At 77.4% G+C, this 12,093-nt stretch carries 6 protein-coding genes; all 6 read right to left on the bottom strand.

Annotated features, from left to right (window positions below):
* Nucleotides 1-29: 29 nt before the first annotated feature.
* The 6 genes from JQN70_RS16250 to JQN70_RS16225 all read right to left on the bottom strand — a co-directional run bounded on the left by JQN70_RS16250 (nucleotide 30) and on the right by JQN70_RS16225 (nucleotide 11,960).
* Nucleotides 30-818 (bottom strand): uracil-DNA glycosylase family protein, encoded by a 789-nt coding sequence (locus JQN70_RS16250; protein WP_204132426.1) that lies wholly within the window; start codon nucleotides 816-818, stop codon nucleotides 30-32.
* A 116-nt stretch (nucleotides 819-934) separates the two neighbouring features.
* Nucleotides 935-3,253, bottom strand: coding sequence for a fibronectin type III domain-containing protein (locus JQN70_RS16245; protein WP_204132425.1), 2,319 nt, complete (start codon nucleotides 3,251-3,253; stop codon nucleotides 935-937).
* Between the two features lie 2 nt (nucleotides 3,254-3,255).
* Nucleotides 3,256-5,478 carry a transglutaminase-like domain-containing protein gene (locus JQN70_RS16240; protein ID WP_204132424.1) on the bottom strand — a complete coding sequence of 741 codons (2,223 nt, stop codon included), beginning with the start codon at nucleotides 5,476-5,478 and terminating at the stop codon, nucleotides 3,256-3,258.
* On the bottom strand, nucleotides 5,475-6,659 hold the full coding sequence (locus tag JQN70_RS16235; protein ID WP_204132423.1) for a DUF58 domain-containing protein: 1,185 nt from the start codon (nucleotides 6,657-6,659) through the stop codon (nucleotides 5,475-5,477). The genes JQN70_RS16240 and JQN70_RS16235 overlap by 4 nt, the downstream gene beginning before the upstream one ends.
* A gap of 10 nt (nucleotides 6,660-6,669) precedes the next feature.
* A complete protein-coding gene (locus JQN70_RS16230) occupies nucleotides 6,670-7,659 on the bottom strand; it encodes an AAA family ATPase (protein ID WP_204132422.1) in 990 nt (329 codons plus the stop codon).
* The gene (locus tag JQN70_RS16225; RefSeq protein WP_204132421.1) at nucleotides 7,656-11,960 is read right to left on the bottom strand and encodes a type VII secretion EssC family protein; all 4,305 of its coding nucleotides are present in this window, start codon (nucleotides 11,958-11,960) and stop codon (nucleotides 7,656-7,658) included. The genes JQN70_RS16230 and JQN70_RS16225 overlap by 4 nt, the downstream gene beginning before the upstream one ends.
* Nucleotides 11,961-12,093 lie beyond the last annotated feature (133 nt).

Raw genomic sequence — 12,093 nt, 5'->3', positions numbered from 1 at the left:
CGCACCGACCGCGGCCCGACCCAGACGCTCTACGGCACCTCGACCGAGATGTTCGCCCGCTCGGTGCCGGGGGTCGGCGACATCGACGCCCAGAAGTCGGTGCTGCGCATCCACGCCGGGAACCCGAACGACAGGTCGCGGGCGGGGATCTCCGGCAGCTCGGCGGGGGTGAAGTCGCTGCCGTACGGGACGAGCGGCTTCTTCACGTCGGGCTTCTGCACCTGCGGGTGGAGGAACTGGAGGGCGACGTTCCAGTTGTCGAGCAGGTCCTGGCGCGTGATCGGCCCCCCGGGCTTGTCGGCCGTCGGGTGCAGCGCCTTGTGGAACAGCACGCCGGCGCTCGCCGCGGCCCCCGCCGGCGTCGCGGTGAAGGCCGTCCAGGCATTGAAGGCCGGCGTGCCGAAGGTGACGACCGTCTCGACCTTGCCCGGCGCGAGCGCCGCGAGGAGCCACGCGTCGCGGTAGGCCTGGATGGCGGGGTCGAGCAGGTGCGGCAGGGCCATCGACTGGTTGTAGATGCCGTAGAGGAAGGCGTTGACCATCAGGTAGCGCCGCGTGTAGCCGAGCTTCTCGACGAAGCCCTGCACCCGCCGGCCGGCTTGGCCCGAGAGGCAGCGACGGGTCACCGCCTCGGTCTGCGCCGGGTCCTGCCCGATGACGAGCAGCCGGGCGGTGCCGTTCGCCCGGCCGCGGTAGAACACCGGGCCCCACAGCGACCGGAAGCCGTCGGCGCCGCGGAAGACGGTGCCGTCGGGGTAGTCACGGCACAGGGCACGGAAGGTGCCGGTCGGGCCGGTGTCGAACGGGTCGGTGGTCATGGCGGGCTCCGTCCTGGAGGAGTGCACGGGGTGCACCTCCAAGAGGCCGCGTGGCCGGCGGCTGATACCTTCCGCGCCGCGACGTCCGGCCCGGCGAGCCGCGGCGACCCGCCGGGTCAGGGGCAGATCTTGCCGCCGGTCCCGCAGACGTCGATCGGCCAGACGAGGCTCCACGTGAAGGTCGCGGACTCGACGTACGTGCCGGGCGTGGCCGGGTCGTAGGCGCGGATGACGACGCCGTGGTTGCTGCGGCGGCTGGCCTCCGAGAGCCGGGTCGAGGTGACCTGCAGGCTCGTCGCGCTGCAGGGCACCGTGGCCGGACCGCTCGTGTACGCGGTCGTGTAGCGGACCGAGCACACCCCGCCGAAGCTCGCCCACCCGGCCGGGGGCGTGAGGGTGAGGGTCGTGACGCGCTCGTAGTCGAACTCGTCGTCGGCGCCCTCCGACACCTGCGAGGCGACGACCGTCGCACCCGCCGGCGGCAACGCCAGACCCGGCGTCGGGCTCACCGCGGCCGAGGCGGTGCCGGCCGGACCGGTGCCGACGGCGTTCGTGGCGGTCACCGAGACGCTGACCGAGCCGCACGACGCCGACCCCGAGTCGCAGGGCACGGTGACGCTGGCCGAGCGGGTCGAGCCGCTCCAGGTGTCCGACCCGTGGGCGCCGGTCGCGGAGACCGCGTACCGGGTGACGGCGCTGCCGTTGTCACCGGCGGCGTTCCAGGACACCGCGAACGTCGCGGACGTGCGGCTGCGGGCGGTCTCCGAGAGCGCGACCCCACCCGGGGCGCCCGGCGCACCGGCCGGCGTCACCGCGGCCGGGGCGGAGGCGACGGTCCGGCCGCCGGCGTACGTGCCGCGGACGGTGATCTGCACGGTCGAGCCGGTCGCGAGGCCGGTGAGCGTCGTCGAGGTGGTCGACCCGGACACGGTGACGGCCACCGAGCCGCCGACGAGGACGTCGTACGAGCTGGCCCCCGCACCCGGCTGGGTCCACGTGACCGAGGCCGAGCCCGAGCCCGTGGCCCGCGCGTCGGTGATGACCGGGGCCTTCGGGGCCGGGGTCGGCGCGGACGGCGGCTCCTCGGACCCGCCGGTGCCACCGGGCGTCGGGGTCGTCGTGCGCGTGCTCGTGTGCGTCGGCTTCGGGCCGTCCGGGGTGTTCGTCGGCAGGCCGCCGCTGCCGGGGTCGTAGCGCGGCGGGTCCTTCTTCGGGCGGTCGCGGTCCTTCTCCCGGTCCTTCTTCGCCTTCTCCTCGGCCTTCTTGTCGTCCTTGGCCGGGTCGCGGTCGACGTCCGCGGGCTTGATCGTCTCGTCGAAGCGGACGAACGAGGTCGTCGTGCCGTCGGCCGAGACCTTGACGCCCTTGGTCGAGCCCGGGACGTTGACGAGGAGCGCGCCGTCGTCGACGACGAGCTCGGGGGCGCCCTTGCCGGTGAGGATGTCCGGGCCGGCCTTTGCGCCGTTGCCGTCGAGCCGGATGACCCGCCCGGTGCTCGGGCAGGGGACGTACACCACCCCGTGGAGCTCGACGGGGGCCCCGGGCCGGGGGCATCCCAGCGCGGCCGTGCGGACCTCGGAGACGGTCGCGCCGTCGCGGACGATGACGACGACGTCGCGCTCGGGCACCGAGACCGGCACGAGGCTGCTCGAGGAGGACTGCGCCGGCGAGATCGGGCCGCGCATCTGGGGGGCGGCGCTCACGAGGTCGTGTCCGGTGCCGACCTGGACGATGGCACCGGTGCTCGGGCTGACAGCGGTGACGCCCCGCTCGTGCGCGACGAGCCGCACCGTCGTGCCGACGCGGGTCAGCGCGTGCGTCTCCTCGGAGGTGAACGCGAGCGAGGCCTCGGACCAGGTGAGCCGGGTCAGCGCGTCGTCACCGGAGGCGACCCACATCGAGCCCTTGCCGTCGATCGTGGCGTCCCGCAACCCCTTCGGCGCGAGCCAGACCCGGCCGCGGGTGGCGAGGGTGACGGGGTCGATGCTCGCGACGAGGCCGACGCCGCGGTCGACGAGGAAGGCCCGGCCGTGGTCGAGGAGGACGGTGACGGCGTCGCCGGGCGTGGCGTCGCGGCGGCCGCTGGCCAGCAGGGTCGCGAGGTCGATGGAGGTCAGGGCTCCGGTGGCCCGGTTGGCGACGACGAGCCGGCCGCGGTCCTGGGAGAGCACGAGCTGCTGGCCGGGCAGGCCGACGAGGGCGGCCGACTGCGGCTCGAGGGTCGACGGGTTGATCTCGACGACCTGCCCGGTCGGCGAGTCGGCGAGCCACGTGACGCCGTCGGTGACCTCGACGGCCGTGCGCGCGACCCCGGTGCCGACGAGCGAGCCGGCGACGACCGCCGCCGCGACGAGGGCGACCCCGATCTCGGCCGACCCGCGGTCGCGCGAGCGGCGCAGCATCGGCGGCACCAGTCGCTGGGGCAGCAGGCGCATCGTCAGTCCTCCCGGTCCGCGCGGGACTCCGGGGCCCAGCGCTCGTGGTCATCCTGCGGGACGGCGGCCGGTTCCCTCAACCGCTGTGGGAGCGGAACCTTCCGGGTGCCTCCGGCGCGCAGCGGGCGCGGGTGGACGCCCCAGGTGGCCCGGCGCCCGGCGGAGGTCCGCCGCCGGACGGCCCGGGCGATGCTCCGGGCGGTCTGCCAGGGGTCGCCGGCGGCCGGCGAGGACCCCTCCGGCGACCACGCCTCGGCCTCCGCGGCGGCGACGACCGTGGCCGCGCGCCGCCCGTCGCCCGCGCGGGCGTCGAGGGCGGTGGCGAGCTCGCGGGCGTCCTGCCCGGGGTGGGCCCGCAGGCCGGCGAGGTCGGCGACGTCGAGGAGCTCGGCCCACGACCCCCGCGCCCCCGCCCGCCGGTGGGCGCTCCGCCGCCGGGCCCGCAGCGCCCCGAGGACGAGCAGCGGGGCCGCGACGACGAGGAGCACGGCGCCGCCCCCGAGGACGAGCGGCGTGAGGTCAGGACCCGACGCGGCGGCACCGGGGGCCGTGACGTCGACGGTGACCGCGGTCGACGGCTCGGGGACGGGGGTCGGTGCGGCGCTGGGGATCGGGGTGTCGTCGGGCACGTCGGGGCCGAGGTCGGCGAGGTCGGGTGTCGGAGAGAACGGCACCCATCCGGCGCCGGTGAAGTAGACCTCCGGCCAGGCGAGGGCGTCTTCGCCGCGCACCGTGCGGACCCCGGTGCGGGTGTCCTCGGTGCCCGGGGTGAAGCCGACGACGACGCGGGTCGGGAGGCCGGCCGCGCGGGCCAGCACCGCGAACGCCGTGGCGAACTGCTCGGAGCCGCCGGCCTGCGCGCCGGGCGTGCCCTCGTCGCCGAGGAGGAAGGTCTGCATCCGACGGTAGGACGAGCCCCCGGGGGCGGTGGGGTCGAGCGTGCGGTTGCCCCGGACCGCCGCCTCGACGGCCTTGGCCCGCGCGAACGGGGCGGCCGTGCCCTCGACGGCGGAGAGGGCGTACTGCCGCAAGCCGTCCGGGAGACCGCGGGTCGCGAGCAGGCCGCCGACCGTCGCCGGGTCGGGCAGGCCCGCGGCGGTCGCGGCGGCCTCGTCGGGGGCGTCGACGAGCCCGAGCGCCCGGTACGCCGTCCCGCTCCGGACGCGGGGGTCGATGAGCGAGCCGGAGTCGACGTCGACGAGGGCGCTCGCCCGGTCGACGGTCTCCGGTGACCCGCTGACCGGCAGCCACGGCGCCGGGAGGTTGACCACGGTGACCTGCGCGTCGACCTCGGCCTGCCTCTCGCCCGCGGGCAGGAGCGCCTCGGCCTCCCCGAGCGGGCGGAACGCCGACGGGGCCGCCCAGGCCGCCCCGTCGTACTCGGTGAGGACGGCGAGGTGCAGCGGGAAGACGGCACCCTCGACGGTGAAGAGCTCGCGCTGCGGGTCGCGCGCCCACGCGTCGAGCATCGGCATCGGGTTGGCGACCGTGACGTCGGTGACCGGCGGCTCGACGACGCTCCGGGGGTCGAAGGCGTCGTCGCGGGCGAGGACGGCCCCGCCGACGACGACCGGGACCGCGACGAGGGCCAGCGCCACCGAGGCGACGACGAGTTCCCGGTTCCGGTGCGGGACAGCGCCGGGCGAGCGCTGGGGTCGGTCGAGCAGACCCCAGCCGAGGACGGTGACGACGACGAGCACGACGGCGAGCAGACCGTACGGGTCCGCGGCCCCGGCGGTCAGGGCGGCGCCGGCCACGAGGAGGACGGCCGCCCCCACGGGCGCGCTGGCCCGCAGCCGCGAGGGACGTCCGAGGCGCACGCCGGCCAGCACGGAGACCAGCCCGGTGAGCAGGACGCTCGGCGCGAGGAGGTCGGGGGCGGCGGGGGCCGGACGCGGACCGGTGACGAGCCGCGGCACGGCGTCGGCGAGCAGGCGCCAGGGCTGCTCGCCTGCGGCGGTGTCACCGGCGCGCAGGAGCAGGGTCGTGCCGAGCACGAGGAGGGCGAGCGCCGCGAGCGTCGTGACGAGGGTCGAGGTGCGCAGGGCCCGCCCGGCGAGGACGACGAGGACCCCGGCCGCGGCGGTGCCCCCGAGGACGAGCGCCGGCAGCCATCCCCGGTAGGCCTGCGCGAGGCCGACGGCACCGACGACGAGGACGAGCACGGCCCAGCCGACCTCCGGGACACCGGCAGTGGAGCGCGTCGGCGCGGACTCGGCGGTCATCCGTGGACCACCTCCCACGCCGCGGCGAGCAGCCCGGCCGCCGCGCCGCGCACGACCGGCACCGACCCGACGGCGCCGAACGGCGACTCCGGAGCAGGCTCGACCTGCGCGAGCACCGGTACGGCCGAGGACGCGAGCACCCCGGCCACCTCGGTGGCGGCGATGCCCTGCCCCGTGACGAGCACGGCGACGTCGAGGTCGCGCGAGCTGACCGACGCGACGTGCGCGGTGTCGGCGAGGGTGACCTCGGCGAGGGCGTGCGACGCGCGGCGGTCGGCCGGCCCGCCGGCGAGCGCGGTGCGGGCGGGGACGTCGACGTCGACCTGCCCGCCGAGGGTCTGGAGGCGGACGTGCCGGCCGTCGGCGACCGCACGCTCGACGAGCCCGGCGGCGAAGTCGACCGCCTCCTCGAACGACTCCTCGTCGTCGGCGTACGACCCCGCGCGGTCGTCGAGGAGGACGAGGACGTGCGGGAGGGCGGGGTCGGCGTCGTCGCGGACCATGAGGGTGCCGGTGCGCGCGCTGCTCGCCCAGTGCAGGCGGCGCAGGTCGTCGCCGGCGACGTACTCGTGGAGGCCGACCAGGTCGGTGCCGCCCTGCTCGACCCGCTCGTCCTGTCCGGTGGCGGCCCGCCGCGTGCCGCGGGGCAGGGTGTCGAGGCGCACCGGCCGTGGCAGCACGCGCAGCTGCCGGACCTGCCCGACCTCCTGCACGACGCCCGCGAGCCCGAGCGGCGCGAGGCTGCGGACGACGAGCGGGCCGATGGTCACGAGGCCGCGGCGCGGGGTCTCGACGTCGTACGCGGCACCGGCCGGCCCACCGGCGCGCGGGCCGTCGAGCGCGACCGGCCGCCGGGCGCCGTCGACGAGGTCGACCGCCTCGCGCCGCAGCGGCAGCCGCGCGCCCGGCAGGTGGGCCGTGACGACGCAGCGGGCCGGGGTGCCGCGCTGGACGACGAGCGGCTCGACGGTGCGGGTGGCGACGAGCCGGCGCTCGCCCCGGACCGCCGCGACCTCGACGGCGACGAGCACGACGAGGGCGGCACCGACCCCGAGCAGCCCCCACCACCGGGTCACGACGGCGAGGGTGACGAGAGCCAGGCCGGCGAGCAGCGCGACGGCACCGCGACCGGTCAGCGTCGACCGGCGCAGCGTCCTCGCGAGCAGGCGGCCGGGGCCCATCGGGGCGTCCTCAGCCCGCCGTGGGCTGCGGCGCGGGCACCTGCTCGAGCGCGGCACCGAGCACGTCGGCGGTCGTGTGACCGGCCAGTGCGGCGTCGCGGGTGAGCATCATCCGGTGCGCGAGAACCGGTTCGGCGAGGCGCTGCACGTCGCTGGGAACGACGTAGTGCCGGCCCTGCGCGGCGGCGTGCACCTGGAGCGCCCGGACGAGTGAGCGCAGGCCGCGGGTGCTGGCGCCGAGCCGCACGCGGTCGTCGGCGCGGGTGGCCGCCCCGAGCTCGCGGACGTAGCGAAGGATCGGCTCGGCGACGTGCAGGCGAGCGAGGGCGGCCGACCAGCGCTCGACCTCCTCCGGGTCGGTGACGGTCGGGACGTCGTCGACGTCGCCCGCGGTGCTGCCGGGGCGCAGGACGTCGAGCTCGTGCTCGGAGTCGGGGTAGCCGAGCGCGGTGCGCACGAGGAAGCGGTCGAGCTGGGCCTCGGGGAGCCGGTAGGTGCCGTCGAGGTCGACCGGGTTCTGGGTCGCGACGACGAGGAAGGGCCGGGGCACCGGGTGGGCCGTGCCGTCGACGGTGACCGTGCGCTCCTCCATCACCTCGAGGAGGGCGGCCTGGGTCTTGGCCGCGGCGCGGTTGACCTCGTCGGCGAGCAGGACGTTGGCGAACACCGGCCCGGGGCGGAACCGGATGGACCCGTCCGCGGGGTGGAAGACGGTCGTGCCCGTGACGTCGGAGGGCAGCAGGTCGGGGGTGAACTGGACGCGACGGGCGGTGCCGCCGAGCGAGGCCGCGACAGCCCGGGCGAGCGTCGTCTTGCCGGTGCCGGGGACGTCCTCGAGGAGCACGTGACCGCCGGCGAAGACCGCGAGGAGGCAGAGGTCGACGACGTGCCGCTTGCCGTGCACGGCGACCTCGACGGCGTCGGCGACCCGCTCGCGGACGGCCCGGAACTCGGCGACCTCGCTCTCGGTCGCCCAGGGGCTCGTGGCGGCGGCGGTCATCGCGGTGCTCCTTCGACGTCGGTGACGGCGTGGACGGGGGTGACGACGCCGTCGGCGCACCAGGTCCCCCGCCCGGGGCCGGTCAGCGGCTCCACCGACTGCGTGGGGACCGTGACCGCGAGAACCGTACCGTCGAGACCGTCCGGTTGCAGCAGGAGACCGCGGCGTGACCGACGGACGGACTGGACCACTCCGGGGCTCATCGAGCGGGTGCGGGCGTCGTCGGCGTCGGCGGCGACGACGACCGCCACCCGGTGCTGGGCGGCCCGCTCGACGAGGGCCACGAGCGCGGCGAGCTCCGGGCGGTGCTCGAGGTCGCGGTCGAGGCGGTGCGCGTCGTCGACGAGCAGGAGGTCCCAGGCGGCCCCGGCGCGCTGGGAGGCCAGCCGCTCCTCGAGCCACGTCGTCAGGGCGTCGGGGTCGGCGAGGTGCTGGGGGCCTTCGGGCGCCCGGATGCCGAACCACGCTGCGGCCGAGGGCGGCTCGCTGCTGCGGGACGCGAGCGAGGCGAGCCCGGCCAACACCGACGTGCGACCGGAGCGCGCCCGCCCGGCGACGAGCACCGGCCCGCCGAGCAGGTCGACGACGAGCGGCGAGACGTCGTCGGCGAGCACACCGACGGCCACCCGCGAGCCCTCGGGGGCGGGGAGCGCGTGGGCCGGCACGAGAGTCGGCATCGGTGGTACGGCACCGGAGGCCCGGCCGTCGACGGCGGTCCGCAGCAGGGTCGCGACCTCCTCGAGCTGGCCGGGTTCGACGGTGCCCGCTCCCCCGGCCACCGTCGCGACCTGCGCGCGGCGCCCGGACCAGACCGCCGCTCCCGCAGGCGACTCCGCGTCGAGCAGCCGGTGCGGGACGCCGAGCATCACGTAGTCGTCCTCGGTCGGCATCCGCAGCGTGAGCCGGGTGCCGAAGGCCGCCGCCATCGCCGTCGGCACGCCGCCCCGGCCCGGTGCGGTGGCCGTGACGTGGATGCCGACGCGACGTCCGTTCTGCAGGACGGCCTGGAGCATCTCGGTGTGCGCCCGCCGCACCGCCCCGCCCCCGTCGAGCAGGTCGAGCAGGGCCGGGAGGTTGTCGACGAGCAGGTGCACCCGGGGCAGCGGGCGGCCGGCGCGGGCCAGCGCGGCGAGGTCGGCGGCGCCCGCCGCGGCGAGGGCGGCCGACCGGTCCTCGACGGTCGCCCGCAGCACGCGGACGAGCCGCATGATGCGCCCGACGTGCTGCTCGCCGACGACGCTCGCGGCGGTGGGCAGCGCTTCGAGGACCCCGAGCCCGCCGCCGGCCAGGTCGATGCCGTAGACGTAGGGCGCGACCGACCCCGGGGCGTGCGCGTCGACGAGCGAGGCCGCCGCCGCGACGCTGCGCAGCAGCTCGGTCTTGCCGCTGCCCGAGGCGCCGTGGACGAGGAGGTGCCCGGTCGCCGCGTAGTCGACGACGAGCCCCGGCTGGGTCTGGCGCTGCGGGTCGTCGGCGCGCCCGAGGGGCACCCGGCCGCTGCCCGTGGTGGTCGCGTCGGCGACGACGGCCGCCGGGTCGAGGAGCAGCTCGGCCGGCAGCGCGGGCAGCCACGGGCGGCGCGGGTCGGGCGAGCCGAGCCGGTCGTGCGCGGCCCGGATGGTGCGCACGCAGCGGTCGAGGTCGGTGCGCGGGTCGAGCCGCTCCGAGCCCGTGCCGCGCCCGGTGCCCTCGGCCGGCCGGGCCGCGGTGAACGGCCGGACGAGGGCTGCGGCGCTCTCGGTGCGCAGCGGCTCGCGGGCGCCGACCCAGGCGGCCTGCACCATCTCGGCGGTGCCGTGGCCGGTGCGCCGCACCCAGGCCCGGCCGGGCGTCCGGCGCGAGATGTGCGCGGCGTCCGGGGTGTCGATGACGTCGCGGCTGTCCTCGTCGGAGGCGATGCGCAGCGCGATGCGCAGGTCGGTGTTCGCGCGGATGGCCGGCGTGACGACGCCCGCCGGCCGCTGGGTCGCGAGCAGCAGGTGCATCCCGAGCGAGCGCCCGCGCTGGGCGAGGTTGACCATCCCCTCGACGAAGTCGGGGACCTCGGCGGTCAGCGCCGCGAACTCGTCGATGCAGATGAGCAGGCTCGGCGGAGCGAGCTCGGGGTGCTCGCGCTCGAGGTGGACGAGGTCCTTGGCGCCGTGCTCGGCGAGTAGCTCCTCGCGGTGGGCGATCTCGGCGCCGAGCGAGGTGAGTGCCCGCTGCACGAGGGCCGGCGTGAGGTCGGTGATGTAGCCGACGGTGTGCGGCAGGTCGGCGCACTCTCGGAAGGCGGCGCCGCCCTTGTAGTCGACGAGGAGGAAGGTCAGCCGGCTCGGCGGCGTGTTCGCGGCGAGCGAGCAGAGCAGGGTCTGGAGCAGCTCGGACTTGCCCGAGCCGGTCGTGCCGGCGACGAGACCGTGCGGGCCGTCCTCGCGCAGGTCGAGGGTGACGACGCCGTCGACGCCCGCACCGACCTGGGCCCGCAGGCCGGTGCTCGACCCCCAGCGGCCGATGACCGCCTCGACGTCGTCGAGGTCGGCGAGGTCGGCCATCAGCTCGGGGAGGCGGACGCGGGCCGGGAGGGCGGAGTCGGCGGGGAGGACGGCGGCCTCGTCGACCTTGGAGGTCACGAGCCGGGCTGCGCGCCAGGCGTCCCCGAGCGCGAGGGCGTCCGTGGAGCCGAGCCCCTGGCGCCCCCCGCGGTCCCGAACGGAGAGGTGGCGCTCGGTGAGGTCGAGGAGCAGGTCGGTGCTCGCGGGCACGGTGGCGGCGTCCTCACCGAGGACGACGAGGTGCAGCCGGCGCTCGGCGGCGACGGCGGCCGCGGCCTCGAGGCTGCGCCGCTGGAGCCCGGCCGAGGCGTCGACCACGAGCACCGTGTGGCCGTGCCCGCCGTCCTCGGCGAGCAGGCGGTCGAGGAGGCGCTGGCCGTCCGGCGCGCCGACCGCGATCGACGGCTCGCCCCCGACGCGCGGGCGGGCGTGCGGCATCCACCGCAGCCACGTCTCGTGGTGGGCGCGGGCCGGCGAGAGGACGGCGGCCACCGAGACGTCGACCGGCGAGTGGTCGAGGCAGACGCGGGTCACCATCGCCCGGACGGCGGCGTCGACCTCGTCGGCCGGTCCGACGACCGCGACGAGCCCGCCGAGGGCCATCGGGGCGAGCACCGGGGTGTCCGGGACGGTGCGGCGCCGCTCGAGCTCGGCCTGCACCTCCTCGGTGACCTCCTCGTCGCCGCCCTCGCGCAGCGTGGCGGTGAGCAGGGCCGGCACCGGCCCCCGCCCGACGCGCACCGCGAGGAAGTCGGGGCCGTCCTCGCGGCGCACCCAGAGGCTGCCGTCGCGGTTGCCGGCCCGCCGCAGCAGGACCGGCGGGTCCGGATGGTCCTCGACGGCGCGGCGGTGCTGCTCGGCGGCCTGGGCGTCGAGCCGGTCGGTGGTGCGGGCCAGCCGGCGCCGCCAGGCCGCGAGCGCCGCCTCGTGCTCCTTGCGGGCGGCCCGGCGCTGCTGCCACCAGCCGGTGGCCATGACCATCGGCCAGGCGAAGACGTAGGTGAGCGCGAACGGGCTGCGGGTCTGGAGGTAGAGCCCGACGCCCATGACGACCGGCAGCGCGACCATCGCCCACTGCAGCGGCGTCGGCTTCGGCTTCGTCGGCGGCGACGCCACCTCGAGGTCGTCGACCTCGAGCGCCGGCCCGAAGCGCGGGCTGCGGTAGACCGAGTCGGAGGCCGGGTCGGCGGTGGCGTCGCGGTCGAGGACGAACGTCGTGCCGCCGACGACGACCGGGGTGCCGACGGGCAGCGGGGTGGCGCGGGTGACGCGGACGCCGTCGACCAGCGTGCCGTTGGCCGAGCCCTCGTCGACGACGGTCGGCTCGCCGGTGAGGTCGAGGCGGGCGTGGCGGGCCGAGACGAGCGGGTCGGTGAGGCGAACGGTGGCGTCGGCGGCCCGGCCGACGACGACCGACGGGGTGGTGATGCCGACGGTGCGCCCGGCGTCGGGACCGTCGACGACGCGCAGGACCGCCCGGACCTCGCGGGCCGGCGCGGGGCGCTCGAGCCATCCGGCCGGGACGGTGACGACGTCGACGAGGTCTCCGGTGCGCATCGCGCACTCGCTGAGGCGGGTTGCCGCCGGCCAGGGGCGGCCGGCGCTGGTCGGCACGACGAGCAGTTCGCGGCGGTCCGGGGCGAGGTGGCCGCCGAGGGCCCGGGCGAGGTCGGCGACCGTGGCGTGCGGCTGGGCCTCGACGGTGACGTCGACGGCCGGCAGGGCGGTCTCCGCGGCGGGGCTGACCGAGAGCGTCCACGTGGGCATCGGCGGCGGTCCTCTCGGGTGGTGGTGTGGGTCTGACGACGGGTGGGACGGGCGGGGGGGGGGGCGGCCCCCCCGGCCGCCCCCCCCCCCCCGCGGGGCGGGGGGGGCGGGGGGGGCCGGGGGCGCGGGCCGG

This window comes from Phycicoccus sonneratiae (genome assembly GCF_016887965.1).
Taxonomy (GTDB): Bacteria; Actinomycetota; Actinomycetes; order Actinomycetales; family Dermatophilaceae; genus Phycicoccus; species Phycicoccus sonneratiae.
Note: the sequence above shows the minus strand (reverse complement) of the source record. Positions and strands in the feature narration are given on the sequence as shown.